25 protein-coding genes are annotated in these 26,957 nt (G+C 67.2%); 5 read left to right on the top strand and 20 right to left on the bottom strand.

The features are described 5' to 3' along the window. Positions 1 to 164 precede the first annotated feature (164 nt). The 4 genes from NFL01S_RS02650 to NFL01S_RS02635 are packed head-to-tail and all read left to right on the top strand — an operon-like array spanning position 165 to position 3,516. The gene (locus tag NFL01S_RS02650) at positions 165 to 854 is read left to right on the top strand and encodes a TenA family protein (protein ID WP_062971368.1); all 690 of its coding nucleotides are present in this window, start codon (positions 165 to 167) and stop codon (positions 852 to 854) included. Continuing rightward, positions 851 to 1,870, top strand: coding sequence for an ABC transporter substrate-binding protein (locus NFL01S_RS02645; protein WP_174555627.1), 1,020 nt, complete (start codon positions 851 to 853; stop codon positions 1,868 to 1,870). The genes NFL01S_RS02650 and NFL01S_RS02645 overlap by 4 nt, the downstream gene beginning before the upstream one ends. After that, positions 1,848 to 2,711 (top strand): ABC transporter permease, encoded by an 864-nt coding sequence (locus NFL01S_RS02640; protein WP_062970990.1) that lies wholly within the window; start codon positions 1,848 to 1,850, stop codon positions 2,709 to 2,711. The genes NFL01S_RS02645 and NFL01S_RS02640 overlap by 23 nt, the downstream gene beginning before the upstream one ends. Then, the gene (locus NFL01S_RS02635; protein WP_062970988.1) at positions 2,692 to 3,516 is read left to right on the top strand and encodes an ABC transporter ATP-binding protein; all 825 of its coding nucleotides are present in this window, start codon (positions 2,692 to 2,694) and stop codon (positions 3,514 to 3,516) included. Before NFL01S_RS02640 ends, NFL01S_RS02635 begins: the two co-directional genes overlap by 20 nt. On the opposite strand, the gene NFL01S_RS02630 is transcribed toward NFL01S_RS02635, so the two are convergent. The 5 genes from NFL01S_RS02630 to NFL01S_RS02610 are packed head-to-tail and all read right to left on the bottom strand — an operon-like array spanning position 3,513 to position 10,294. Further along, entirely contained in the window at positions 3,513 to 4,853 is a 1,341-nt protein-coding gene (locus tag NFL01S_RS02630; protein WP_062970985.1) for an MmgE/PrpD family protein, read from the bottom strand. The two genes, NFL01S_RS02635 and NFL01S_RS02630, sit on opposite strands and share 4 nt — an antisense overlap. Then, a complete protein-coding gene (locus NFL01S_RS02625) occupies positions 4,850 to 6,181 on the bottom strand; it encodes an MmgE/PrpD family protein (protein WP_062970983.1) in 1,332 nt (443 codons plus the stop codon). The genes NFL01S_RS02630 and NFL01S_RS02625 overlap by 4 nt, the downstream gene beginning before the upstream one ends. Continuing rightward, positions 6,174 to 7,496 carry an MFS transporter gene (locus NFL01S_RS02620; protein WP_062970981.1) on the bottom strand — a complete coding sequence of 441 codons (1,323 nt, stop codon included), beginning with the start codon at positions 7,494 to 7,496 and terminating at the stop codon, positions 6,174 to 6,176. The genes NFL01S_RS02625 and NFL01S_RS02620 overlap by 8 nt, the downstream gene beginning before the upstream one ends. 27 nt (positions 7,497 to 7,523) lie before the next feature. Continuing rightward, a complete protein-coding gene (locus tag NFL01S_RS02615) occupies positions 7,524 to 8,903 on the bottom strand; it encodes an FAD-dependent oxidoreductase (RefSeq protein WP_063915800.1) in 1,380 nt (459 codons plus the stop codon). Between the two features lie 14 nt (positions 8,904 to 8,917). Then, positions 8,918 to 10,294: an MFS transporter gene (locus NFL01S_RS02610; protein WP_245670479.1), complete on the bottom strand. Its 1,377-nt coding sequence runs from the start codon at positions 10,292 to 10,294 to the stop codon at positions 8,918 to 8,920. A gap of 218 nt (positions 10,295 to 10,512) precedes the next feature. Between NFL01S_RS02610 and NFL01S_RS02605 the strand changes: the two genes are divergently transcribed. Beyond that, positions 10,513 to 11,238 (top strand): GntR family transcriptional regulator, encoded by a 726-nt coding sequence (locus NFL01S_RS02605; RefSeq protein ID WP_062970976.1) that lies wholly within the window; start codon positions 10,513 to 10,515, stop codon positions 11,236 to 11,238. Here NFL01S_RS02605 and NFL01S_RS02600 read toward each other — a convergent pair. The 15 genes from NFL01S_RS02600 to NFL01S_RS02530 form a co-directional block, all read right to left on the bottom strand. Continuing rightward, positions 11,186 to 11,890, bottom strand: coding sequence for an isochorismatase family protein (locus NFL01S_RS02600; protein ID WP_084492338.1), 705 nt, complete (start codon positions 11,888 to 11,890; stop codon positions 11,186 to 11,188). The genes NFL01S_RS02605 and NFL01S_RS02600 overlap by 53 nt on opposite strands. After that, positions 11,887 to 13,302, bottom strand: coding sequence for a dihydroorotase (locus NFL01S_RS02595; RefSeq protein ID WP_168433851.1), 1,416 nt, complete (start codon positions 13,300 to 13,302; stop codon positions 11,887 to 11,889). The genes NFL01S_RS02600 and NFL01S_RS02595 overlap by 4 nt, the downstream gene beginning before the upstream one ends. Then, positions 13,299 to 14,192, bottom strand: a complete 894-nt coding sequence (locus tag NFL01S_RS02590) for an isocitrate lyase/PEP mutase family protein (protein ID WP_062970973.1) — start codon at positions 14,190 to 14,192, stop codon at positions 13,299 to 13,301. The genes NFL01S_RS02595 and NFL01S_RS02590 overlap by 4 nt, the downstream gene beginning before the upstream one ends. A 154-nt stretch (positions 14,193 to 14,346) precedes the next feature. Then, a complete protein-coding gene (locus NFL01S_RS02585) occupies positions 14,347 to 15,093 on the bottom strand; it encodes an SDR family NAD(P)-dependent oxidoreductase (protein WP_062970972.1) in 747 nt (248 codons plus the stop codon). Then, positions 15,090 to 15,824 carry an SDR family NAD(P)-dependent oxidoreductase gene (locus tag NFL01S_RS02580; protein WP_062970971.1) on the bottom strand — a complete coding sequence of 245 codons (735 nt, stop codon included), beginning with the start codon at positions 15,822 to 15,824 and terminating at the stop codon, positions 15,090 to 15,092. Before NFL01S_RS02580 ends, NFL01S_RS02585 begins: the two co-directional genes overlap by 4 nt. A gap of 226 nt (positions 15,825 to 16,050) precedes the next feature. Continuing rightward, positions 16,051 to 17,157, bottom strand: coding sequence for an alkene reductase (locus NFL01S_RS02575; RefSeq protein WP_062970970.1), 1,107 nt, complete (start codon positions 17,155 to 17,157; stop codon positions 16,051 to 16,053). Beyond that, entirely contained in the window at positions 17,150 to 18,622 is a 1,473-nt protein-coding gene (locus tag NFL01S_RS02570) for an aldehyde dehydrogenase family protein (protein WP_062970969.1), read from the bottom strand. The genes NFL01S_RS02575 and NFL01S_RS02570 overlap by 8 nt, the downstream gene beginning before the upstream one ends. Positions 18,623 to 18,649: 27 nt before the next feature. Next, positions 18,650 to 19,762, bottom strand: coding sequence for a Zn-dependent alcohol dehydrogenase (locus NFL01S_RS02565; RefSeq protein WP_062970968.1), 1,113 nt, complete (start codon positions 19,760 to 19,762; stop codon positions 18,650 to 18,652). A gap of 28 nt (positions 19,763 to 19,790) precedes the next feature. After that, on the bottom strand, positions 19,791 to 20,831 hold the full coding sequence (locus NFL01S_RS02560; RefSeq protein ID WP_062970966.1) for an ABC transporter permease: 1,041 nt from the start codon (positions 20,829 to 20,831) through the stop codon (positions 19,791 to 19,793). Continuing rightward, positions 20,828 to 22,360, bottom strand: coding sequence for a sugar ABC transporter ATP-binding protein (locus NFL01S_RS02555; protein ID WP_062971362.1), 1,533 nt, complete (start codon positions 22,358 to 22,360; stop codon positions 20,828 to 20,830). The genes NFL01S_RS02560 and NFL01S_RS02555 overlap by 4 nt, the downstream gene beginning before the upstream one ends. Further along, positions 22,360 to 23,499 (bottom strand): sugar ABC transporter substrate-binding protein, encoded by a 1,140-nt coding sequence (locus NFL01S_RS02550; RefSeq protein ID WP_157116175.1) that lies wholly within the window; start codon positions 23,497 to 23,499, stop codon positions 22,360 to 22,362. Before NFL01S_RS02550 ends, NFL01S_RS02555 begins: the two co-directional genes overlap by 1 nt. Before the next feature lie 49 nt (positions 23,500 to 23,548). Continuing rightward, on the bottom strand, positions 23,549 to 24,409 hold the full coding sequence (locus tag NFL01S_RS02545; RefSeq protein ID WP_062970962.1) for an MBL fold metallo-hydrolase: 861 nt from the start codon (positions 24,407 to 24,409) through the stop codon (positions 23,549 to 23,551). Then, positions 24,406 to 24,780, bottom strand: coding sequence for a cupin domain-containing protein (locus NFL01S_RS02540; RefSeq protein WP_062970960.1), 375 nt, complete (start codon positions 24,778 to 24,780; stop codon positions 24,406 to 24,408). Before NFL01S_RS02540 ends, NFL01S_RS02545 begins: the two co-directional genes overlap by 4 nt. Before the next feature lie 798 nt (positions 24,781 to 25,578). After that, positions 25,579 to 25,719: a hypothetical protein gene (locus NFL01S_RS35175; protein ID WP_157116173.1), complete on the bottom strand. Its 141-nt coding sequence runs from the start codon at positions 25,717 to 25,719 to the stop codon at positions 25,579 to 25,581. A gap of 54 nt (positions 25,720 to 25,773) precedes the next feature. Next, positions 25,774 to 26,844 carry a CE1 family esterase gene (locus tag NFL01S_RS02530; RefSeq protein ID WP_218019590.1) on the bottom strand — a complete coding sequence of 357 codons (1,071 nt, stop codon included), beginning with the start codon at positions 26,842 to 26,844 and terminating at the stop codon, positions 25,774 to 25,776. Positions 26,845 to 26,957 lie beyond the last annotated feature (113 nt).

Genomic DNA, 26,957 nt, shown 5'->3' with positions numbered 1-26,957 from the left:
CGCATTATCCCGGCCACCGGACCACTTGTCTTGCGACGCGCCACTGGTATGGTCGGATTCGTTCTGACACGGGGTGCTCCGCACGGTGCGGGGCTGAGATCACACCCGAGAACCTGTCCAGGTAATGCTGACGAAGGGATGTCTTGGCGTTGTCCGCGCACACCATGGAAACCGGCCGTTTCACCGATCATCTCTGGGACCGGACGAAGGCGCTGCGCGGCGCCATCGACGATCTCGAGTTCCTCCGGTTGCTCGGTGCCGGCACCTTGCCGCCCGAGGTCTTCCGCACCTATATCGAGCAGGATTCGCTGTACCTGGCCGGGTATTCGAAGGTGCTGGCCATCCTCTCGTCCAAGGCGCCCGACGCCGCGGCCGCGCGTTTCTGGGCGAATTCGGCCGCGTCGGCGGTGTCGGTCGAATCCGCCCTGCACGACGAACTGCTCGGCGGTGGGAAGCTGCCCGCACGTGAGGGGGAGCCGGAGCATTCGGCCGCCTGCCTCGGCTACGTCTCCTATCTGATCGCGACCGCCGCCACCGAGTCCTACGCCGTGGGCGCCGCGGCGGCGTTGCCGTGTTTCTGGATATACGCCGAGGTGGGCCGGGATCTGGCAGTACGTGCGGCCGCTGTCCTCGCCGCCGATCCCGATCACCCCTACGCGCGATGGGTGGCCACCTACGGCGATGCGGAGTTCCAGGAATCGGCGGCCGCGGCCCGGACCATGGTCGACGCCGCGGCGGAGATCGCCGGCGAGCGGGAGCGCGCGGCCATGCTGGCGGCGTTCACCGTCGCCACCCGGTACGAGCTGATGTTCTGGGATACCGCCCTGCATCCGCAGCCGTGGCCCGCCCCGTGAGCGGCCGCCTACGCCGGATTCTGGCCACGGCCGCCGCCGCGCTGGTAGCGCTGTCCGCGGTCACCGCCTGCACCGCGGGAACCGACGACGGGACGATCCGCTTCGCCCTGGACTGGACGCCGAACACCAACCACACCGGGCTGTTCGTGGCACAGCAACGGGGCTGGTTCGCCGAGGCCGGCCTGGATGTGGAGATCCTGCCGTACAACAACACCGCCGTCGATACGGTCATCGACGCCGGTAACGCCGAATTCGGTATCAGTACCCATAATTCGTCCACCTTCTCCCGGGCATCCGGCGGGCATACGATCTCGGTGCTCGCGCCACTGCAACACTGGGCGACCGGTATCGGGGTCAAAGCCGACCGTGCGGATATCGAATCCCCGAAGGATCTGGACGGCAAGACCTACGCCGGTTTCGGTGATCCGGGCGAGGTGGAAGCGCTGCAGCAGGTGATCCGCAACGACGGTGGTACCGGCGAATTCGAATCGGTCACCCTGGGGACCTCGGCGTACGAGGCGGTCTACTCCGGACAAGCGGATTTCACCGTCTCCTACCTCGGCTGGGAGGGGATCGAGGCCGAACACCACGGCACTCCCATGAAGTACTTCCGCTACACCGATTTCGGTTTCCCCGACGCGTACGCGATCGTGATCGACGCGAACCAGGATTGGCTGACGGCGAATCCCGATCGCGCGGCGAAATTCGTCCAGGCACTGCAACGCGGGTACCAGTTCGCCGCCGACGAACCGGCAGCCGCCGCCCAGGACCTGCTCGACGCCGAGCCCGGTGCCTTCCCCGACGAATCGCTGGTGTTCGAGAGTCAGCGCATGCTGGCCGAACAGTTCATGAAAGGCCCAGGAGGCCGGGTGGGCACCCAGACCCGCGAGCAGTGGGCCGCGAACTCCGGTTTCCTGTTCGACAAGGGCCTGCTCACCGGGCCGGATGGTGCCCCCTTGGCCGAGGAACCCGACTGGTCGACGTATTTCACCGATGAGTATCTCGCCTCCCCATAGCGCCGCGGCGCCCGGCAACCCGGCGTCCCCCACCCCGCCGTCGGTAACCGGTTCCGGGTTCTCGGCGCTCGGCCGACTGGTGCCGGCACTTGCGACAGTGGTGCTTCTGATCGCCGCCTGGCAGGTGTACGTCGAGATCAGCGGTATTCGTCCGCAACTGCTCCCGTCACCTCTACGTGTGCTGGAACAGGGGTGGGCACACCGCGACGAAATAACCGTCCATGCCGGCGCCACCCTGCAGGTGACCGCCACCGGTTTCGCGTTATCGCTGAGCCTGGCCTGGGTGCTGGCTGTCGTGGTCGATTTCTCACCCTGGCTACGCCGCGCATTCGTCCCGCTGTTCGTGGCCTCACAGACTCTGCCGATCATCGCGATCGCGCCGCTGATGGTCATCTGGTTCGGTTTCGGGTTGCTACCGAAGGTTCTCGTCGTCGCGCTGGTCACCTTCTTCCCGATGGCCATCGGCCTGATCGAGGGATTCGCCGCGGCCGACCGGGATGCGGGCGCACTGTTGCGCAGTATGGGTGCGTCACGCGCTCAGGTCTTCCGCTATGTGCGCCTGCCGTCGGCGATACCCCGGTTCTTCACGGCGCTGCGCATCGGCATCACCTACGCGGTGGTGGGCGCGGTGTTCGCCGAATACGTCGGGGCGCGCCAAGGGCTCGGGATCTACATGAGCCTGCAGAAGAACTCGTTCCGCACCGACCTGGTGCTGGCGGCCGTGTTCGTGACAGCGCTCATCAGCATCGCGCTGTACCTGCTGACATTCGCGGTCGAGCGGATCGTCGCGCCGTGGTCGCGGACAGAGGACAGGAGCGGCCGTGACCGACCCGCACGGTAATCGACTCGTCGTCGATTCCCTCGGCAAATCGTTTGCGCTGCCGGGCCGGCGGCACGGGTACCGGCAGGTTCTGGCCGGTGTGTCGTTCACCGCGCAGCCCGGCGAGTTCGTTTCCGTCATCGGTCCGAGCGGGTGCGGCAAGAGCACGCTGTTCAATACGCTGGCCGGGCTGGAAACTCCGGATTCGGGCCGGATCGGCTTCGGTGACGAGACCCGGCCCGCGGCCGCGCACTGCGCGTATATGCCGCAGAAGGACCTGCTCTTTCCGTGGCGAACCGTTCTCGACAACACCGTTCTCGGACTCCAGGTGCACGGTATCGCGAAAGCCGAGGCGCGGCGCCGGGCCCTCGAACTGTTCGATGCCTTCGGACTGTCCGGATTCGAAGATGCCCGGCCGTCCCAGCTGTCCGGCGGTATGCGGCAGCGTGCGGCGCTGTTGCGCACCGTTGTCCAGGACCGCGAACTACTGCTCCTGGACGAGCCTTTCGGTGCACTCGATTCGCTGACCCGCACCGAGATGCAAGCCTGGTTACAGGACGTCTGGCAGCGTTATCGATGGATGGTACTGATGATCACCCACGATATCCGCGAGGCGGTGTACCTGTCGGACCGCGTCGTCGTGCTGTCGGCCCGCCCGGCCACGGTGTGCCGCGAGGTGCGCGTGGACCTTCCGCGGCCGCGCACACTATCCATGATCACGGCGCCGGAATTCGCCGCACTGGAACAGGAACTGCTCGATGTGCTGACGGCGGAGTCGCGTTCCGCGGCGGTCGTGCAGCGGCCGGGTGCGGCCCCTGGCGGCTAGACAGCGTGCACCAGTGAACGCAGCGCCGAAATCTCCGGCGACGGTGTCTCGAGCAAGGCCCGGGCGACTTCGTCTGCGACACCCGGTGCGACGCCGGCGCGGGCGCAGTTGTCCCGGAACTTCCCGATCACACGCGAGGTACCCCAGGGACGACGGGCCCCGCCGTCCACATCGTCTATCCGGACCGTCCGGCTCGAACCGTCGGCGAATTCGGCCTCGACCGTGGCCGGGAAGACCGCCGGGTATCCCGAACCCTGCCACGGTTCCCACGCGATACGGGCTGCCATCGCGAGTACTGCCGGATCCGGCTCGCCGGCGAAGTCGTCCAGAGTCACACCACCGCGTACCACCTGCAGGGCCAGTACGTACGGCAGGCTCCAGCGCGCTTCGTCGGCCCGGAGGGGACGCTGCTTGCGCGACCACGGGACGGCGATGATCTGCTCCTGCCCGACCGGCACGCGGCACAGGATCCGCTCCGGCGCGCGGTCCAGGGTGGCGACCGCCTCGACGAACGGGTGCAGGAAATGACAGCACGGCAACCCCTTGAAGGCGGCCTCCGGCAAATGCCACCGGGAGCCGAGATCGTCCGAGAGTATTCGCAGCCGGTCGGCCGCCGCGGGATCCCGGGCGTAGAGGCCGAAGAAACCACGGTCGCCTTCGAAAACATCTGCGGCTCCCGTTATTCCACCTTCGACGAGGTCGACGGCCGACAGGGCGGCTTGTGCGCCTGCACCGGCCTGCGCCGCCTTGCTCGTCGCACCGCGACTCAGAAAGGTGAAGTTCCCCGCCGAGAAGCTCGCGGCAACCGCGACCACGTCGATCAACTGTGCGCGGTCGAATCGGTGCAACAACCCGACGGCCAGCGCGCCGGCCAGAGGGCCGGCCGCCGACGTGCCCTGGAAACCGGCACGCTGGAAACCACTGGGCGCCGCCAGTCCGAGACGGATGAGGATCTCCCAGCCCATCGCGAAACTCCGGATCACTTCGGAGCCGGTACCGCCGTGGTTCTCGGCGGCGGCGAGGACTGCCGGCGCGAGAACACTGCTGCCGTGCATGACCGATCCCGTGTGGGTGTCGTCGTACTCGAGCGAATGGATGAGCGTTCCGTTGACGAGCGCGGCTTCCAGCGGGCCGGTTCCGGTTCCTGTTCCCAGCACGGTGCACGGGCCGGTGGCGCGCGGCGCGGCGGCGAGCGTACGGGCCGGGCCGCGCGCGGCCGCTGCGACGCCGACTCCGACGGCATCGAGCAGGTGCAGGCGGGCGATCCGGTCGATCTCGGCGGGCAATACCTTCGGCAGGCCGAGAACGCCGTCGACGAGATGTTCGGCAGCCGTCATCGCAGAACCTCGTCGAGCAGCGGGCCCAGCGCCCGATCGAGATCGATCGGGCGGCCCGGATCGGTCAGTGCCCGGACCCGATCGGTGAATCCGGGCCGGAGTTCCGCGGTGAGGGTTTCGTACTTGTCCAGGAGTTGATCCCGGGTCAGTGGACGATCCGGCCCGCCGGCCGCGGACAGTACGGTTTCTTCGACGACGCGGCCGTCGGCGAGCGTGACCCGCACCCGCGCAGGGCGGTCGTGCGGTGGCGGCGGGGGATCGGTCCATTCTTCGATCGTCACCAGGGACCGCAAGCGCGCCACCTGCGGATCGAGCAAGGACGCAGCCGCGAAAGTCCGCGCGGAAGTATCGCGTGCCGACAGGACGGTCGCGACGGCATGCGGCAGCGAGAACCGTCCGGCGAGCCCGGTGTCGGGAGCCGGCTCGTCGAGTGCGGCGGCGAGCGGGTGCGCCCGGACGGCGATGGCCGAGATCGCCGCGGGCTCTACCTCCGGTGCGACGCGTGCGGCCGCTTCGACGCTGGAATGCAGGTATTGGCAGCAGGCGTAGGGCTTCTGGTAGCCGTCCTGAACCGCGTACCGTTCCCCGAGTCCGCCGGTCAGCTCAGCGAGGTTGCGGTCTGCGCCGCCCACGCGGGCGAACACTTCCCCGAGCACACCCGAGCTCGCAGTGAGCCCGGCAACGGCGATATCCGCTGCGGTGAAACCGAGCTGAGCCCCGGCTCCCGCCCACGCGTTGCGGACGGTGGCACCTTCGGTCGCGTGCCCGAACGGGCCGGTGAGCGACATCGAGGCGGCGCCGAGGACGGCGTGGGTGAACTGGTGCGTGGGCAACCGGCGCGCGGCGGCGATCGCGGCTGCCGCGCCGATCGGCGACAGTGTTGCGTGGGGATGGAGCGCGAGTGGTAGCGGCGGTCGGTAGGCACGGGCGATCCGCGCGACCACCTCGTAGCCGATCGCCACCGAGCTCAGCAGGTCGCGCAGTGTGCCACCGCCCGTTTCGACCTCGGCGAGCGCGGCCGGCAGCGTGTACAGCGAACCGTGGCATGTCGCAGGCCGGTAGCCGCCGTCGAGTTCGATCCAGTTCGCTGCGACCGCGTTCGCCAGTGCGGCGGCCCGGCGTTCGACCCGCTTGCCCGGAACACCCACGACTGTCGCCTCATTCGGACCGCATGCGTGCGCCGAGACGAAACGAACCTCCGGTTCGGTGTGGGCGCCGATCATGGCCGCGAGGTCGTCGCAGACGATCGTCAGTGTCGTCCGGAGCACGGGCTCGGGCGGCTCGGCGGATTCTGCTGCCCAGGTCAGGAGCGTGTGTATATCAGGCATTCTGCACCTCCGCTGCCGACCCGGCGGCACGTATCGATGTGGTGTGCCGGCGGTGAGCGAGCTCCGCGCATCCGGCGGCGAGTAAGGACAAGGCGATCACGTACCAGGCCATGGCACTGTTGCTCCCGGTGGTGCTGAACAACCAGGTCGCGATGAACGGTGCCGTACCGCCGACGAGTGTGGTCGGCAGCGCGTAACTCAAGGATGCGCCCGTATAGCGTGTTCTGGCCGGGAACAGTTCGCAGTAGACGGCGGGCTGCGGTGCATAGGCGGCGGATTGGATGACCGCCAGGCCGAGGATCATGCCGAGCAGGATGACCCAGCCGTTTCCGGTGTCGATCATGGCGAAGTACGGGAATATGAACGCCGCTGCGGCCAGTGCCGCCACTGCGACCTGGCGCCGCAGGCCGACCTTGTCGGAGAGCCATCCGAACAGCGGGATGGACAGGAGGTAGCAGACCGACACGATGGTCAGATGGTTGATCGTCTCGCCCTTGGGCATACCGAGTGTGCCGGTGACATAGGCCAGCGTGTAGGTGGCCACGGTGTAGTAGAGCGCGTTGTTCGCGGCGCCCAGACCCGCGGCGATGAGCACCGTGCGCCAGTCCTCGCGCAGCACCTGCACCACCGGGACGGCCGCCACGCCTTCGGTGTGCACGGTTTCGGCGAAGTCCTGCGATTCGGCGAGACCCCGGCGGATCGCGAGGCCGACCACCACGATGATCGCGCTCCCGAGGAAAGGGATCCGCCAGCCCCACTGCTCGAATTGGTCACCGCTGACGGCCGCAGACGCCGAAATGACCAGACTGGCCAGTAGCAGCCCGGCCGGCGAGCCGACCTGCGTCGACGAACCGAACAACCCGCGCCGGTCGGTGGGGGCGTTCTCCACCGAGAGCAGCGCGGCGCCACCCCATTCGCCGCCGAGCGCCACCCCTTGAGCGATCCGGCACACGATGAGCAGGCCCGGCGCCCAGACACCGATTGCGTCGTAGGAGGGAATACATCCGATGAGGACCGTCGCGCTGCCCATGATCAGCAGCGTGACGATCAGGACGTTTCGCCGTCCGAGCCGGTCACCGTAGTGCCCGAAGAGGATACTGCCGAACGGCCTGGCAAGGAAACCGACGGCGAAGGTAGCGAAGGCCGCCAGGGTGCCGACCACCCCGTCCTGGGTCGGAAAGAACACCTGCCCGAACACCAGCGAAGCCATCGTGCCGTAGATGAAGAAGTCGTACCATTCGAAAGTTGTGCCGACGAAGCTGCCGATTGCGGCGCGGCGCGACTGACCGGCGCGAGCCGGGGGTGAAGAGGACACGGATTGGCTCCTGATTGTTCGACGAGTTCAGGCGCGGGATGCGGCGGCATGCCGGCCCGCGAGCATGCCGAGGCCTAGCGCGGCGAGTAGTCCGTTTCCGGAGGAGTAACCGGCTCCCCCGTCGCGGCCGCTCACTCCGGCGGCGACTCCACCGGTCGCGTACACACCGGGAATCGGGCCTGCGGCACCGAGAACGCGCGCGTGCGCGTCTACCTGCACTCCGCCCTGGGTGTGGAAAAGCGCGGGGATCGCCCGTACGGCGGCGTACGGCGGCTGCAACGGCCCCCAGCCCCATTCGCGACGGCCGGTGGGATCGGGTGCCGAGCCGGCCGCCGCGGCATATGCCGTCTCGAGGGTGCGCGTCAGTTCGTTGACATCCACGCCGATCGCCGTGGCGAGTGCGGGCAGATCGGCCGCTTCCTTCACTCCGCCGGCGGCGACCAGATCGGCGAATTCTTCCTCGTGGGCGGCAACCGAATCGCGGATCCTCGTATCGAAGAGGACATGTACCGGTCCGGGTACTCGCGAGACCTCGGAGACGAATCCCGAATATCCGATCGATTCGTCGCCGATACGTGCACCGCGGGCGTCGACGAGGATGCCGCCGTGCTCTACCGTCGTCCAGGAGGTGATCGAGCCGTGCGGGTTCGCGACCGCGGCGTAGCCCTGGAAGGCGGAGCTGTTCGCCATGGTCGCGCCGAGGTCGAGTAGCCATCGCACGGCCTCCCCCGTACTGCCCTGCGCGCCGAGGTATTCGAGCCCGCGGGCCTGCGGGGCGAACCGGGCGATCATCGCCGGATCGGCGCCGAAACCGTTGGCCGCCAAAACCACTGCGTGGCTGCGTAATTCGTAGGTGCCCGAGCGGGGACCGGATACGACCACGCCGCGGACGGTGCCGTCCTCGACGATCAATCGTTCCACCGGACTGTGCGTGAGCACCTCGACGTCGGCGGCCTTGGCGGCGCGCAGCAGATCGGCGATCAAGGCGTGGCCTTTGCGTGAGGGCGGCGCGTGCAATCGCGGGACACTGTGGCCGACATGCTTGTAGTCCGTGATCAGCCGCAGGTCGATCCGATGCGTATCCACCAGCCACTCGACCAGGGGCGCGCTCGCGGTCGCGAGGATCCGCACGAGGTCCTCCGCCTCGTGCGGGCCGGACTGGCGCAGCAGGTCGGTCGCGAGCCGCTCGGCCGAATCATCGATACCGGCCTCGGTTTGCCAGCGGCTGCCGGCTCCGGGGACCGAACCTGTCGAGGCGGCGGTGTTTCCGCCGGGCCGGTCTTCTTTCTCCAGTACGACGGCGGTCGCGCCGCCGTCGGTTGCCGCCAGTGCGGCGGCGAGACCGGCACCACCGGCTCCTACCACTACGACGTCGACGTCCACTTCGTTCTGCTCGGGCTCTGTCACGGCGTCCTCTCTGCTCAGCTGACGCGCAGCGCGGTGTCGCGCGTCTCGGTCAAGGTCAGTGCAGTGCCCGCGCTTATCACGGCGGTCGCCACGAGGAACCAGGCCGGTGCCAGCGTGTTGCCGGTGATATCGAGCAGCCACAGACAGATCAGCGGCGCGGTGCCGCCCACCGCCATACTCGCGAGGTTGAACCCGAGCGCGATACCGGTGTAGCGGACGCGGGCGGGGAACATCTCGGCGAACGTCGCGAAAACGACCCCCATCAGCGCGGATTCCGGTAGTCCCAGAACCACGTGGGCGAGTATCGCCGTCCCGTAGTCGCCGGCGTTCATCAATGCGAAGCAGGGCACCGCCAGAACTCCGAAGGCCACTGCGGCGCCGAACAACAGTGGTTTCCGTCCCCACTTGTCGGCGAGGTGGCCGAACAACGGCATCGCCAGGCACGACACCGTCAGCGTCGTAGTGGTGGACCAGAATGCGGCCGTCGTGGAGAAACCGCCGGTGTGCTGCAGGTGCGTGGAGGCATAGACGTAGACCACGTAGTAGCCGGCGAAGAGCAGAGTGGACAATCCGAGTGTGCGCAGCAGGCCGGGGAGGTGTGTGCGCACGAGTTCGGCGGCCGGTGCCGAGGCGAGGCCACCGCCGGAGGAGAGGTCGTTGTCCGCCACGGAATCTTCGAGCCGGTATCGGATCCACAGGCCCACCAGCCCCAGCGGCAGGCTCAGCAGGAACGGTACCCGCCAGCCCCAATCCACCAACTGTTCATGGGTCAGTACCGATGTCAGGATCGTCACCGCCACGGAGGCCAGCAACGCCCCCATGAGCGCACCGAGTTGCACAGTGGAGCACAGGAATCCGCGCCGCGCGGGCGGTGATTTCTCCGCCACGTAGGCCGCAGCTCCGCCGACTTCGCCGCCGGAGGCGATGCCCTGGACGCAACGCGCCACTACCAGGAGGAATGCCGCGCTCACCCCGATCGCGGCATAGGTGGGCAGCACACCGATCGCCACGGTGGCGACGCACATCGACAGGATGGTCGCGGCAAGAACGCGTGATCGGCCGAATCGGTCGCCGAGATGCCCGAAGATCAATCCGCCGAGGGGGCGCAGGACGAAGGCAGCGGCGAAGGTCGCGAACGTTGCCAGCAGGGCACCTGTCGGGTCCGTTTCGCTGGCGAAGAAAACCACCGAGAGGACCGTGGCCAGATATCCGTAGATCCCGAAGTCGTAGTACTCGACGATCGAGCCGATGAGTCCGGCGGGTACCACTTTCGGGTCGATCGATTGCGGGGCAACCGGAGTGGCGTTTTCCGCGGCGGCCGATTCGCGGCGGGGGACCGGTATGGGCCGGGCGTCTACGTCCGTGCCTGCGGCGTTTGCGTTAGCCTCCACCGTGAGGACCTCCTGCTTCTGGTCGCCGGTGCCCGACCGGCTCCGTGATGCCTTACTCTGCGATACACACTGCCAACTGTCAACAGTTTTCTATCTTCGGGCAGCTGGCTAATATAGGAATCGACTATCGCTACTCTCAGGCTGTCGAGAGTTTCAGCCGATCTGGTGAGTAGCCCCGACGGCACGGCACTGCGCACAGGCCGTGTAAGGAGACCCTGGTGAGCGAGCAGATCCGTCCCGCCAAACTCGGCCGCGTGGCGACTTTCGCCGGCCGCAGCCTCGAGGTGCTGCGAGATATGATCCTCGACGGGACACTGGCGCCCGGCGAACGCCTCAACGAGGTACAGCTGTCCCAGGCCCTCGGTATCAGCCGCGGCCCCTTGCGCGAGGCGATCCAGCGCCTGGCCAGTGAAGGACTCGTCGAGGCAGTGACCCACCGCGGTGCTTATGTCCGGTCCTTCTCGGCGAACGAACTCACGGAGTTCTACGAACTCCGCATCGCGCTCGAAACGCATGCCGTGCGGCTCGCCGCCCGGCAGACCCCCCAGGAGCGCATCGACGAGCTGAACCAGCTGCTCGACACTACGGAGTCCAGTATGCGCCACGACGCGGCCGCCACCTATCCTGCCGATCAGGACTTTCATGCGCAGCTGGCCGGGTTGGCGGCGAAACCGCCGCTGCTGAATGCGCTGACCGAGGTCGGCCGCAAGATCCAGCTTGCCCGCGCTCGTTCGGCCCACCAGCCGCGGCGTGCGCGCACCGCTCTCGACGAGCACCGCGCGATTGTCGCGGCACTGTCGTCACGGGACGGAGACCACGCCGCGGCCCTGCTCGAGGCGCATCTGGTGAGCTCGCTGAACAACGCCTCGGCGGTGTTGTGTGCCGATGAGATCAGCGCCGGGCAGGAAGTTCCCGCAGCGCAGTCAGCAGCGAATCCGTCGTAGTCACATCCGCGTACTTCTGGGCCATATCGAAGAGATTGGCCTCGTGCACCACAGGGCTGCGGTCGTACACCGCGTCCGCGGGCACGCTGACCCGGAAGTTGTAGGAGAACGCGTCGGCGACACTCGATCGCACGCACCCCGATGTGGTGGCGCCGGTGACCACCAGGGAATCCGCCCCGGCCTCGACCAGATAGCTGGTGAGTGGCGTGCCGAAGAAAGCGCTGGGATGACGTTTGGGGACCAGCACGTCGCCCTCGACGGGCGCGATCTCGGCGACGAACTCGTAGCCCTCGGCCGGGATATCCATGATGCCGGGCACTTTCGCGCCCAGCCTGCCCGCGTCGTAGGGCTTCTTCGGCGCCACGTGCGGGTACAGGATCGGCCAGCCCTTCGCGCGGAAGGTGTCGACCAGCTGCGCGATCCGGGCGACCGCCTGCCAGCCGACTTCGCCGCAGCTGGTCGGAAATTCGCGTACGGCCGTCTCGAACGGCGCAGGCGTGGTGCCGACGGTGCGGTACTGCACATCGATGATCAGCAGCGCGGGCCGTGATCCCAGTCCGACAGGTTTGCCGAAGCCGGCGAGTTCGTAATGGCGCAGTGTGGTGTCGTCGATGATCCCCGCGCCGCCCACTGTCCAGGTGTGCTCGGTCATCCGATGTCCTTCCGTATTTGTGCCAGGGCGGCGGCGCCGCCGTGTTGCCGGGCGAGGTAGCTCCCGGCCGGGTCGTCGGACAGCTCGCCGTCGCGTAGTGCGAAGTGGCCGCGCACGAGCGTGTGCACGACGCGCAGCGGGATCTCGTGTCCTTCCCACGGCGAGTATTCGGCCGCGGAGTACTGGGTCTCGGCGCGCACGACGGTTGTCGCGTCGAGATCCACGACGGCGAGGTCGGCGTCGGACCCGACACGGATGGTTCCTTTGCGCGGGAACAGCCCGAACAGCTGCGCCGCCCGCGTGCTCGTGGCGTCGACGAGCCGCTCGAGGTCGATCCCGCGGCGGAGCCCCTCGCCGAGAGTCGTCGGGAGCACGAGACCGCTACCGGGAAAACCTGCCGAAGCAGACCAGATGTCCTTCTCCTTAGCGGTGCGGTGGCGGGCATTGTGGTCGGAACCGACCGTATCGACCGCGCCCGAGCGCAGGCCTTCCCACAGCGCCTCGACGTCTTCGCGGTGCCGCAGCGGCGGATTGACCTTGCCGTAGGTGCCGCAATCGGAATCGGTGGTCAGGGTGAGGTATTGGGTACAGGTTTCGGTGAACAGATGAGGGTAGGCCGATTGCTGCAACTGCATGGCGTTCAACGCGGCCCGGCTGCTGGTGTGTACCGCGTAGACGGAGGCGCCGGTGGCGCTGGCGAAGTACGCGACCCGCTGCACCGCCTCGGCCTCGACGATCGGCGGCCGGCTGCGGTACCAGGCCTCGAGCGGAGGGATCGACTCGTCCCGGGGCTGCTCGCGCAGTTTCCACACGAGTTCGATGTTTTCGGGGTGCGGGTTCACCATGGCACCCGCATCGGCGGCCGCCCCGAGCAGGTCGTACATATAGGCGTCGTCGTTGCCCGGTAGGCCGAGGTACTTGCCTTCGTCGCCGCGGAAGTTCATGAAGAACTTGAAACTCGGCACGCCCAGGTCCCGGACATACGCCGGGATCTGCGCGACCTGTTCGTCGGTGCCGAGAACGAAGTGGAAGCCGTAGTCGGTATGCGAATTGCCTGCCATCGCGGCATTGGAAGCGGCGAACACATCCTCATAGGGATCGGCGCTCATCAGATAGACGAGCATCGTGGTGATGCCGCCCGCCGCCGCGGACGCGGTTTCGCGGGACGCGTCGTCGGGGTCGCGGGGGACCCGGATGTCCTTGCCCAGGTGGACGTGCGGGTCGATGCCGCCGGGCAGGACGACCTTGCCCGAGATATTGCATTCCTCGGCCGCGCGCACCGGCGTGCCCGGTGCGACGAGGCCACTGATGGTGCCGTTCGTGATCAGAATATCGAGGTCCGGCAAGCCCGCACCGTGCTGGAACACCCGGCCGCCGCGCAGCCTCAGATCGTGGATATCGCTGTCGCTCATCGGACGTTCCTCCATTCCGCGGTCGCCGCGTACCGCTGTTCGAGCCGGTCGAATTCCGGTTTGCGCACGAGCGCCTGCCGGTCTTCCCAGCTGATCATCAAATCCGCAGCCGCACGCGTATCCCCGTGTTCGTGGAGATGCCCGAGCACTTCGCGCATACCGACCACCGCCCCGCGCATCGTGGCGTTCGCGTAGAGCGCGACAGCGAAACCGAGTTCGCCCAGCTCGCGCCGGGACAAGATCGGGGTCCGGCCGCCCTCGACCATATTCGCCATATGCAGCCCGGGCACGCGGCGCGTGATCTCGCGCATCTCCTCGACGCTTTCCGGTGCCTCGACGAAGATCAGATCGGCGCCGGCCTCGAGGTAGGCGAGAGCACGATCGCAGGCCGCCTCCAGCCCTTCGATGGCGCGGGCGTCGGTGCGAGCGACGACAACGAGGTCGTCATCGCGGCGGGCGTCGACGGCGGCGTGGATCTTGCCGACCATTTCGCCGGCTGCCACGACTTCCTTGCCGTTGAAGTGGCCGCATTTCTTGGGGCTCACCTGATCCTCGATCTGGATACCCGCAGCGCCGGCGCGTTCGAGCTTGCGGATGGTGCGCTGCACGTTGAGGGCGTTCCCGAACCCGGTATCGGCGTCCACGATCACCGGAATATCCACGACGTCGCAGATCGCGTCGACGTGCGCGCACAGCTCGTCGAGTGTGATCAGACCGTGGTCGGGCATCCCGAGGTACGTATTGGTCACGCCGGCGCCGGTGACGTAGGCGGCGGCGAATCCCGCCTCCTCCACCACCCGCGCAGCCAGGGAGTTCGCCACGCCCGGCAGGAGCAGTGGGCGATCCCGTGAGCCGATGAGGGCACGCAGTGTTCGCGCCGGGGTGATCATGGAGTCTCCTCGGGGTTGCTCGGAACCATGGATAGCCGGTGGTCGGTCACGATCTCCCGCCTTCCTCCCAGTTCATGAACTGACAACTGTCAACAGTTTGTAATTCTGGCATGCCTGGACGGGATATCCCGACCCGGGGTGTACGAGCTGCGGGTCACGCGGTCGGCACCTTGGCCATCAGTCCACCATCCACCAGCAACGAGGCGCCGGTGATGAACTGGGCATCCGGCGAGGCCAGAAATGCGATCGCGGCCGCGACATCCGCCGCAGTTCCCATCCGCCCGAGCGGCGCGGCCGCCGCCGCACCGGACGCCGCTGCTGCCGGATCGGCCTGGGCATCGAAGTAGCCTTCGAGGTTCGGAGTGCGGATGAACCCCGGGCATACGGCATTGACCCGGATCCCTTCGGCAGCACCGTCCAAGGCCATCGCTCTGGTCAGCGCGAGCACCGCACCCTTCGAGGCGACGTAGGCCGCGTCCTGCGGGAAAGCCGCGAAGGAGGCGGTCGAGGCCACCAGGACGATCGCGCCTCCGGCGGGTCGCATCGCGGGCCAGAGGTACCTGTTGAGGGTATGGATACTGGTCAGGTTCACAGCCAACTGCCGATGCCATTCCTCGGCCGTCAGCTGGTCCAACCGGCCCACCACGGTCTGCCCCGCCGCGTGCACCACGATATCGGGTGGACCGGTCCGGTCCAGGAGATCGGGCAACTGGGCGTCTACGGCGGCAGCGTCGGTGATATCGAAGGCCGCGGTGACCGCATCCGGACCGCATTCGCGGGCCACTTCGTCCAAACGGGAGCGGTTCCGGCCCAGGAGTACCACCGCGGCCCCGTCGGCCGCCAATCGCACGGCGGTGCCACGGCCGATACCCGAACTGGCGCCGGTGACATAGGCAATCATGCGGCCCCCATCGGCAGTGCGGGTTCCCCTGCCGTCCAGCCGCCGTCCACGGGCATCACCACACCGGTCACCGCCGACGCGGCCGGTGAGGCCAGGAAGGCGATCACGTTGCCGATCTCCTCGGGCTGGAACATCCGGCCCAACGGCACCCGCCGGGAAACCGCCGCATCCAGCTCCGGAGTCATCTGCTGCACCGCCATCGGGGTGAGTGTGAATCCCGGGCATACGGCATTGACCCTGATCCCCGCCGCCGCCCAGTCGATTGCCATCGACCGGGTCAGCGCCGCGACTGCACCCTTGGACGCCGAATACGCCGATTGATGTGGCAGACAGACCAGCGCCGCTTGCGACGCCACGTTCACCACCGCGCCCCGCGCGCCGGCGAGAGCGGTATGCAGTGCCTGGCTTGCGTGCACGATCCCGCCGACATTCACATCGAATGTGCGGCGGAAATCCCCCGGGTCGGTTTCCTCGACGGGCAGGTTCTCGGTGATGATTCCCGCGCAGTTGACCAACGCGTCGACCCGGCCGTACCGGGCGAGCACCGCGTCGGCGGCAGCGCGCACCGCGGCGAGATCGGTCAGATCCAGCGGATCCGCTTCCGGTGTTCCGGACAGGTCCCAGCCCACGACGGTGTCGTTCTGTTCGCGGAAAACCTGCACGGTGGCGTTTCCGATTCCGGACGCCGCGCCGGTCACCACCACTACTCGTCTCTTCGATGTCGGGCTCATTACTCACTCCTCTGCTGACAGTCGACAAGGCTTTGTGGTGCGTCGGGCACCACAGCGACTCGCCGACTCGATCCGATGCCCCTCACGTACCCCTGTTCGCACGTGACGTGGCCGACGCCGCCGCTCAGCTGCCGCGCTCATGTCCTGGCGCCGGTCTCGGCAGTCGATCCGGTCGCGTCCCGTGCAGGTCGGCGGCCCGTGCCACGCCGGCACCTCACCCCAGTCCTCATCGCATATCCGTCCCTTCACACGCGAAGGGATAATCGATGTATCCGCGATCTCCACCGCGGTAGAAGGTGTCTTCGTCCCACTGCGCCCGCGGCACGCCGTGGCGCCAGCGCCGGACGAGGTCGGGATTGGAGATGAACAGGCGCCCGACGCTCACCAGATCCGCTGCACCCGAGGTGATCAGCGGCGAAACATCGGCCAGCTCGCTCGCGCCCAGATACCCGGTGTTCAGCATGTAAGCGGTCGGCCAGCGGTTTCGTAGTTCCCGGTGCAGCGGGGACGAGCGCCGGCGCAGCGTATGCAGGTATGCCGGCCGCAGCGCGGCGAGCCCGTCAGCCAGGGCGAGGTAGGTGTCCTCGTTTCCCTTGTCCTGCATATCGTTGAACTGACCGCCCGGAGAGATTCGGATCCCCATCCGCCCGGCACCGATCTCCGCCGCGACGGCCTCGGCGACCTCGACGACGAACCGGGCACGCCTCTGCGCCGAGCCGCCGTACTCATCGCGACGCCGATTCGTGCCGGGGGAGAGGAACTGGTGCAGCAGGTAGCCGTTGGCCGCGTGCAATTCGACCCCGTCCAGCCCTGCCCGTCTCGCCCGAACCGATGCTTCCGCGAAATCACGCACAATGCCGGCGATGCCCTGCGCGGTAAGCGATTCGGGCAGCACCGCCGGCACCATCACCCCGTCGGCGCGGGCCACCTCCACCTGGGCCGGGATCGCGCTCGGCGCCACGATCCGAGCACCTTCGGGTATGAGGCTCGGGTGCCCGATTCGTCCGGTGTGCATGAGCTGACAGAAGATCCGGCCGCCCGCCGCATGCACCGCGTCGGCGATCTTTCGCCACGCCTGCTCCTGTACATCGTCGTGGATGCCCGGGGTGCCCGGATAGCCTTTGGCCGCGGCACTGGGCTGGGTGCCCTCGGTGACGATGAGCCCGGCCGACGCCCGCTGCGCGTAATAGGTCGCTGCCGAATCCGGAAGCACCCCGGCGGCGTTTGCGCGGTTGCGGGTCATCGGCGCCATCACCACCCGGTTGGCGAGCTCGACGGCACCGACACGCACCGGGTCGAAGACGGTATTCGTCGTCACGACTCCGTCAGTCATCGATATCCACGCAGACCGTTTTGACATCGGTGTAGTCGTGCAGCACCTCGTGCCCCATTTCGCGACCCCAGCCCGATTCCTTCATACCGCCGAACGGCATACTCGGGTCGAAAACGCCATAGGTGTTGACCCATACCGTCCCCGCACGCAGCCGCTCCGCGACCCGATGCGCGGTGCCGACCCGAGACGTCCAGATTCCGGCCGCGAGTCCGTAGCGCGTGTCATTGGCGGCTCGGACGACATCGTCCTCACTGGTGAAGCGATCGACCACGACCACGGGGCCGAAGATCTCCTCGCAGGTTACGTGCGCGTCGGGAGCGGCGTCCGCGATCACCGTCGGCTCGACGAAATACCCCGCGTCGCCGATTCGCCGGCCACCGGTGAGGATCGTGCCTTCCCGGCTACCTGCGTCGAGATAGGCGTTGACGCGGTCGAAATGCTCGCGACTGGCCACGGGGCCGATCTGGGTCTGCGGGTCGAACCCGTCGCCGACGCGAATCCTCTTCGTCTGCTCGACCAGGCCCGAGACGAACTCGTCGTATACCGAATTATGGACATACAGACGAGATCCGGCTGCACACGCCTGCCCCGCGTTGAAGAAGATCGCATCCGCGGACCCGGTGATCGCCTTGCCCAGATCGGCATCCGGGAACACGATATTTGCGCTCTTACCACCCAGTTCGAGGGTCACCCGTTTGAGGTTTCCCCCGGCGGCGTCGAGAATCTTGCGCCCCGTGGCGGTAGATCCGGTGAACGACACCTTGTCCACTCCCGGATGCGCGGCAAGCGCCGCACCGACGCTCGAACCGTAACCGTTGACGACATTGAGTACACCCGGCGGTATACCGGCCTCCAGCGCGAGCGCGGCGAGGCGCAGTGCCGACAACGGAGTTGCCTCGGCCGGTTTGAGTACCACGGTATTTCCGGCTGCCAGTGCGGGGGCGACCTTCCACGAGGTGATCACCAGCGGAAAGTTCCACGGCACGATCAGCCCGACCACGCCGAGCGGCTCCCGGCGCGTATACGTGTGGTATCGGCCCGGAGCCGAGATCGGAATGGTCTCCCCCTCGATTTTGGTGGCATAACCGGACATATAGTGGAAGAGCCCGGCCGCTGTGGGCACGTCGCCCGCCTGCGCGATCGCATACGGCTTGCCTTGATCGAGGGTTTCGATCCGGCCCATTTCGGCGGCGTCCGCGAGCAGCAGATCGCCGAGCCGCCACAGCGCGGCGGCCCGTTCCTTCGGCTTCATCCGCGGCCACGGGCCGGTTTCGAATGCCGCGCGCGCCGCGGCCACCGCGCGGTCCACGTCGGCCGCCTCACCCCGCGCTACCCGGGCGAAAACCGCGCCGGTCGCCGGATCGACGGTGTCCAGCTCTCCTGCACCCGATGCGTCGACCCATTCCCCGCCGATGTGCAGGCGGGTGTGTTCGACAGGTGCGGTCCGTAAGTTCGCTGCGGTCACAAGATCTCCTCAAAACAAGACGACAGGTCAGTGGCTGTGCACGAGAACACCGCGGATATTGCGGCCCGCATGCATATCCGCGACTGCCTCGTTGATCTCCCCGAGCGAATACCGCTTTGTCACAAGTCCTTCGAGCTCGAGACTGCCGGTGCGATACATCTGCAACAAACGCGGGATATCGGCGGTCGGATTGCAGTCGCCGTACATCACGCCCTTGATGGATTTGGCGAAGTTGGTCAGGTCCTGCGGGCTCACCGCGAGATGTAGCTCGGAGGAACCCACCGATACCAGGACGCACCGCCCGGATTTGCCGACCGCGGCGAAGGCTTCGCCGATGATGTCGCCGTCGACGCGGCCGACGGTGACGATGGCGATATCCACACCCTGTCCATTGGTGAGGCTGTCGATCAGGGGGCGAGCCTCCGCAATGGACCCGAATGCGGCCGTTGCGCCGAAATCGGCCGCCCGCTCCTGCTTGTACGGAACGGGGTCCACCACGATCACATGGTCGGCCCCCGCGTGCCGGGCACCTTGGACGGCGTTGGCGCCGACACCGCCCAGCCCGCAGACCAGCACCACATCCCCCGCCCGTACCGGCCCACCGTTGACCGCCGCGCCGTAACCGGTCGCCACACCGCAGGACACCAGGCAGGCCAGTTCGAAGGGAATATCGTCGGGCACCACGACGGCCTGGGTTTCGTGGCACACCAGGTAGTTCGCGAACGTACCCAGCCGGGTCACGCCGCCGATATCGCTGCCGTCGGTCGCGTGGAAGCGGGCGGTGCCGTCCATTGCGCGGCCGTGCTCCATCCCGGCACCGTTGTTGCAGATGTACTGCATACCCCGGGCGCAGTAGTGGCAGGTACCGCATGCGGGGATGAACAGCGTCGCCACATGGTCGCCCGGTTTCACCCGCGTGACCCTCGACCCGACCTGCTCGACGATCCCCGCACCCTCGTGCCCTCCGACCATCGGCAGGGTGACGGCGAGATCGCCGGTGACGAAGTGGTCGTCGGAATGGCACAGCCCGCTGGCCATGACCTTGATCCGCACCTCGTCGGGACCGGGCTCGTCCACCTCGAGGTCCTGGACCTCCCACCGTCCGTCGATCCGGTGGAGAACGGCTCCCTGTGCCTTCATCGGTTCACTCCTCAGTCGTTGGGGGAAGTCAGGCGGTCGCGACCCGGCCGCGGCGTTTACGTTCGCCGCGGGTGCGGACGAGCTTTGCGGCGATCACCGCGATGACGAGAGCGCCGCCGTAGAACAGCTGCTGGACGTATTGCTGCGCGCCGAGCAGTTGCAAGCCGGTAATGCCGGTGACCAGGAAGTACACCGCGATCAAGGTGCCCCAGGGGTTGAACCGGCCGATCTGCAGCACCGTCGATCCGAGGAAAGCCGCGGCGAAGGCGGGCAGCAGGAACGACGCACCCGATACCGGGTCGGCGCTTGCCGTGGTGCCGGCGTAGACCACGCCGGCGAGCCCGGCGGTGCCCGCGGAGATGATCAGGGCGCGCCACCGCAGCCGTGCCACATCGACCCCGTTCAGCCGGGCCACATCATGGCTCTGGCCGACGAACAGCAGTCGCTGCCCGAATGCGGTGTGGTCGAAGACATACCAGGCGACGGCACACAGCGCGAGTGCGAAGAAAAAGCCGGTGGGAATCGCCAGGAACGGCTGGGTGAGCACCGCATCGGACAGCGCCCGGTCGATACCGCTGATCGTCGCGGAGTCCGACAGCAGGTATATCAGTCCCTGCACGACGGTGCCCATACCGAGTGTCACGATGAACGGATTGATCTGGAAGACCGTCACGATCAGACCATTGAGGACACCGACCGCGAGCGCGGCCAGGATCGCGGCGAGTACCGAAAGCCAGATATTCCATTCCTGCTGGACGTTGAGCACAGCGACGACCACTGTGGCCAGATTCAGCGTCGACGCCACCGAAAGGTCGTAGTCGCCCGCCCGCAGCGGATACAGCAATCCGATCGACAAGATCAGCAGGACCACCTGTGAAGCGAGCATGTTCGATACATTCGCCGTGGTCGGGAAGATATCCGGGATCATCACGCTGAATGCGACGATCAATACGACCCATACGCCCAGCAGAGCGAAACGCTCGGGCTCGGCAGGTTTTCTGCCGTGCTTGCGTTGCGGCGGGGCGGCCGCGCGGCCGGCGACCGTAGTTTCCTTCTCGGTGGTGCTCATGACGCTTCCTCTGCGTAGACGGCGGACGCCAGAACGTCCTTGGTGATGTCCGCGCCGGTGATCTCGGCACTGATCCGGCCGCCGTCGAATACGAGGACCCGGTCGGCCATTTCGACCAGCTGCTCATAGTCGGAGGTGGCGCACAGCACGCCCATCCCCTTCGCCACGGCCGCACGGATGAGGGCGAAGATCTCCCGCCGGGCACCGATATCGACGCCCTGAGTGGGTTCACTCAGCAACATCACCCGTGGCTCGGTGTCCATCCACTTGCCCAGCAGGGCCTTCTGCTGGTTACCGCCGCTGAGATGCCCGAACATTGCCTGCGGATCCGGCGGGACCACGTCCAGCCGGTGGCAGGTGTCCTGCGCACGCCGGCGCAGCGCACGCCAGTCGATGGAGAGGCCGCGGGCCCGGTCGGCGAGGAACGGCAGCGACATATTCTCCAGCACGCTCAGCTCCGGCGCACCGCCCTGCGTTTTACGGTCGGCGGGAATCAGGACGACCCCGTTCGACATCGAACGCGCCGGGCCGGGCCGGCCTACGGTGCGCCCGCCGTGCTCGATGGTGCCGGCCGCTGCAGGCTCCGCTCCGAAGAGCAGGTCGGGCAGCTCCTCGAAACCCGATCCGGCGAGCCCGGTGACGCCGACCACCTCGCCGGCGAACAGGTCGAGGTCCAGATCGCGCACCCGGCTACCGCGCAGCCCGCGTGCCGCGAGCAGCGCCGTACGGTCCCGATCGACAGTCGTGCTTCCTTTCGCGACGTGCTCGTCGCGGGTTCCTAGGATGAGCCGGACGAGATCGTCGCGGGTCGCGCCGGTCGTTGTGCGGGTACCCGCGGTCCGGCCGTTACGGAACACGGTGACCCGGTCGGTGACCTCGAGAATTTCGTCGAGATCGTGGGAGACCAGCAACACCGCATCCCCGCGATCACGCAGCCGGCGTAGCAGGCCGAACAGCAGGCCGACCTCGTGCCTCGGCAGGAAGACAGTCGGTTCGTCGAGGATCAGGATCTGCCCGGTGCCGCCGGAGGCCGATTCCTGGGCGCCCACTGCCCGGACCACAGCGATCATGGCCCGTTGTACCGGCGAAAGCGAATCGATCACGGCCTCCGGATCGACATCGATGCCGAAGCGGCCCAGCAGGTCCCGCACCCGGCGCCGCTGGACGCGCCAGTCGATCCGGTGCAGGTTCGCGGACCCGCCACAGGAGTCGAGTGCGATATGTTCCAGTACGGTGCCCGCACCCGCGAGCCCGAGATCCTGGTGTACAAAGCCCAAGCCGTGATCACGCAGGCCGCGGGCACCGAACGGGCTGCCGATGGTGTGGCCGGCGACGGTGACGGCGCCCGCGTCGGCATCGTGGAATCCGGCCAATATCTTGATCAGAGTCGATTTTCCGCTGCCGTTGGCGCCGAGTAGCCCATGCACTTCACCGGCACGGACGTCGAGATCGACACCGCGCAACGCGGGAACTCCGTTGAACGCCTTCGCCAGTCCTGCCACTGCCAGCAGTGGTGCGTCCGGGGACATCAGGCCAGCCCCCACAGCCGCAGGAAGGCACCCGCGTACTCGTCGCCGAAGCCCTTGCCGCTCGTGGGCGGGTCACCCGTTTCCGCAACGTTCGACGAGTCGATCACGCGGACCGGGCCCGATTCGGCGGGTACCGGCGGTACGCCGAGCATGGCGCGGAAGGCGACATCGAGATTGACGTAGGCAACCCAATCCGGGTTCTCGGCCACATTCATCGCGACCGAGCCGTTCGCGACCATCGCGAGAATGGACGGAGTGCCGTTGAAGGTGTAGATCGGAACCTCGCGGTTGTACGCGGCCTGCCTGATACCCGGCGCTGCATAGAGGGACATCGAGTCGAATATCGGCAGTACGGCGTTGATATCGGGGTTGCGCAATACGGCCGACTGCACCTGCCCCTGAATCTGCTGCGCCCACTGCGGCACGGCGACGTTGATCACCGTCGCCTCCGATCCCGCGGGAGCCTCCTCGGCGAGCGTTTTCCGGATCGTATCGACCATGCCCTTCGACGGACCGGTTTCCGACGACTCGATGACCAGCGCGTGCACCGGTGTGCCCTGCTGCGCGGCCACTGCCCCGAGGGTCATCAGCCGGGCCGCCTCATTGAACGGTGCGAAGGATTCGTAGGGCACGCCGGGGTTCGCCGGGCTGTCCTTGTCGGAGATGTGCAACGGCACGATCGGCACACCCGCCTTGTTCGCGGCGTCGATCTGCGGGCCGAGCGTCGAGGGGAGTGGGCCGTTGAGCAGGATCGCGCCCGCCCCGGCGTTGATGGCCTGGCTGATGCCCTGCTGGTAGGAGATCTGGGTGCCGTCCGACGGGAAGGTCACGTAGTTGATACCCGCCTCGGCCGCGATTCCCTTCATCGCCTGCTCGCCGGCCTGATAGAACTCGGCCTTGCTGTCGATGGGAATGCTGTAGATCGTCTTGCCGCGCAACGATTCCACCGATATCGGCGGGCCGAGGTCGTCTGCCTTCGGGACGACCGCTGCTGCCGCGACGACCCGCTGCGCTGCCTGAGCCTTCTGGATTCCCTCCGGGGTGGCCACGGCATCGCCGGTCCCGCTCTGACAGCCGGTCAGCACGCCGACCGTTACGGCCGCCGTCGCGCATGCGGCAGCGAACTTTCTCCTACGCATGGGTTTTCTCCGTGTTCCTATCGGGCGCCGGAGCAGATATCGGGCGCCGCTATCGCGAGGCGAGTTCCGGCCTCTCGATGAGATCGGTGTAGACGCGGGCGATGGAGCGCCGCTGGAAGAACTCGATGAGATCGTCGGGGTAGCCGGGCTGGCCGGCGGTATCGACGTGAATATTGTCGGGGAACCGGATCTCGGCCGCGGCCTGCTCACTGTCGGCGCCGCGGCGAATGGCCTCGGCCACCTCGCCCACGACCTCGCGGCCCCACTCGCGGTAACGGGCGAGAACTTCGCGGCCGGCGACCTCGCCGTGCCCGGGGACGAGGAACTCGAAATCGTAACCGGCGACCTTGTCGATGGCATCGAACCAGTCGGCCACCCGGCAGTCCTGGAAAGACGGTAGTCCGGCCTCACAGACGATATCGCCGGTGAATACCACACCGTCCTCGGGCAGGTACGCGATCAGGCTGTTGGCGGTATGTCCCGGCTGGAAGGTCAGTTCCAGTGCGATATCGCCGAGGTGCAGATCGAGCTGATCGGTGAAGACGATATCGGGTACCCGGACCCTGTACTCGTCGAGCAGCGCGACCGCGGCCGGATCGATGCGCGCGAAAAGCCGTGCCAGATAATCATGATCGGGTGCGTCGTGCAGCAGGCGCCGGCGGGTGCCTCGATGGGATACGACCTCGCCACCCATCCAGTAATTCCCGATGGTGTGGTCGGGGTGGTGATCGGTGTTGACGACGTAGCGCGTCTTGCCGAACCGGTCCACTGTCTTTCGCCACGCGATCGCGTCGCTGGGCCGGTGCGGCGTATCCACCAGCGCGATTCCGTCACCCACGATGATCGAGTTGTTGCTGCCGAGGTGCGCCGTCTCGACGTATACATGTGCGCTGATCCGGTTCAGGGTCATCGCGGCACCGCCGGCATCGACGGACCGCCGAGGAAGCCCACGAGGTTCTCGATCCGCGCCGGTGCGAACACTTCGATAAATGTCGCCTCGCCTTCGATGCTGTGCCCGGAATGCTCGACACCGCGCGGAATCACCACGACATCCCCGGTTCCGAGCACGGTTTCCACACCGGCGACGGTGAATGCGATCCGGCCACTGGTGATGACCATGGCCTGCTCGGCGTCCGGATGATTGTGCTCGGGAAGCGTCGTGGGATGCACCCACCGGATCCGGTTGAGTCCCATCTCCTTACCCGTCACGGCGGTGCGGAAGTTACCCTCCAGCACCTCCCGTTCGGGAAGGTCCGACCAGCTGGCCCAGTAACCACACATCGACGTCACCGCTCCCTATTCGGTCTGGCACCCGCCCTCATCTTTCGGGTGCCTATGACTCAGGTCACTGTAAAGCGTCGCTCTAAAAACTGTCAACAGTTTTCAGTAGGCCGTGATTGTGGCAGGATTCGCCCTGCCGGAGGCTGAATTTCCCGCCACACCGGACGCGCTCGCCACATGCAGGCCGGTGCCTGCCTGCCGTGGATGCGCTCGCGGCGGGGCGGCGATGCCACATCGCCGGACTCCGGTAGCACAACCGATCAGATGCCGATGACCGACGCCGAGGTGGGCTGTCGGCGACGAACCGAATTGCCGTGATCGGGCGCCCCGGCCGGTCCGGGTAGAGGTGTCGGTTCGCTGTGCGAGGAGGCGGGTGTGGGTGACTACTTCGAACGATTGTCGACCTCGGCGTGACCGCGGCCGGCGCGATGTACAGCCTCCAGGTCGACCGAGGCCATATGCCGGGCCCGGACTGGTCGCAGTTCACCCAGGACTTCGGCGCCGACTGGATACCCGCCCCCGTTGCCGTCATCGCCGGCCGGTACGACGACTATGCCGGACAGGGCTGTATCGAATTCTCCTCCGCGGTATGCCCACGATGCGGAGCCGGCACCGTGATCATCGACTATCCGCAGCAGTGGGAGGCCGAACCCTTTGTCCGGCAACCCTTCACGACCGCGATCGATACCTGGAAGCGAACGCGCACAGGCGAGGTGGTCTGCGCCTCATGCGCCACACCGAGTCCCCTCACCACCTGGCGTGGGCGGACGAATTCGCTTCGGGCGCCCTCGCCTTCGACTACTGGGCCGGCCCCCGCTCACCGAGGAATTCCTCAGCGAGTTCGCTACCTGCCTCGGGCACCGGATCGAGCACCACGCCGGCGAGTTCTGAACCGTCACGAGGTGACAGTCCGATTCCGTGCCCTGGATACGCCGTCATAGCGGTGGTCGCCCCGCGGGCCGGCTTCCGTAGCCGGACGGGCGCGGTGACGGTTCATTCCGGCAAAGGATGGGCTTCGAAGAAATCCCAGATCAGCTGTGTGGCATCGATCGAAGTGGTATTACTGCCGACGAAGACCTCCGGGAAAGGGACCACGGTGTCCCCGGGCCAGACATGTCCGCCGCCCTGGACGGAGTACAGCTCGACGTCGGTGCCGGCGGGGCAGGGATAGCGTTCGCGGTAGACATCGGGTGCTATCTGCTGCCGGTCCGGTACGGCACCGCAACCGTTGCGCCGCGCCCATCCTGCGACGCTCTCCGGCACACTGGCGGGGCCCGGCCCGTTGACCGTGGGGCCGTTGCGGTCGGTGCCCACGGAGGACCCGGTGCCGTCGGGGGAGGGAAGTAAGCGGGCATTGGGCCCGGAACCTCCGGTATAGGCGACGATCGGATCCGCGGTGCCGTGGAAGGCGATTACCGGCACCGGCCGGGAAGTCGTGCACCAGGGGAAATCCTGTACTCCCGCGACCGGTGCGATGGCGGCTATCCGATCGGACAGATGGCAGGCCAGCGACGAGGTGGTGAACGCGCCCATGGACAGCCCGGCGACGAAGATCCGCCGGGTGTCGGCGCACAGGGTCGCTCCGACGTGATCGATCAGGCCGGCGAGCCAATGCATATCGGCACTCTGCGGTTCGAAGTTCCAGCGCGGTGGACCGGGCTCGTCGAGTTGGGGAGTGACGGTGATGAACCCCTGAGTGGCGCCGTAGTCGCCGAAGCCGCTGGAGGCGTGAGCGATCACGGCCGGCTCCAGATAGCCGTGCAGATCGAGTACGACAGGGCGGGGCCCCGGAGCGGCGGGGATATCCCTGATATAGCTGCCGGCCCGGCCGTCGGCCGCGAAATGCTCGAGCGTGCGGCCGGGTGTGGTCGCTGCGACGGCGCATCCGGGAGAGGGGGCAGCGGAAACATCCTCTGCGTTCGCGACACCTGCGAACAGGGTGAACGGCCCGAGTATTGCGACGATCGCTGCGGCGACCACGGTAGGACGAAGCGGGTTGTGCCACAGGGGTCGCGGGGACCGTGCCGGCCGGCCCGGCAGACCGGAAACGGTATTCCACTTCACGGAAGTGAGTTTCTCATGGCATAGATTCGCAGTCAGGGATTCCGGCTGTAGGTGACGACCGGCACAGTAGTGAACCTGCGCGGTGGGCCCCGGCATCCGATTGCACTCGGACC

It is taken from the genome of Nocardia flavorosea NBRC 108225 (assembly GCF_001613385.1).
GTDB classification, from domain to species: Bacteria; Actinomycetota; Actinomycetes; order Mycobacteriales; family Mycobacteriaceae; genus Nocardia; species Nocardia flavorosea.
Note: the sequence above shows the minus strand (reverse complement) of the source record. Positions and strands in the feature narration are given on the sequence as shown.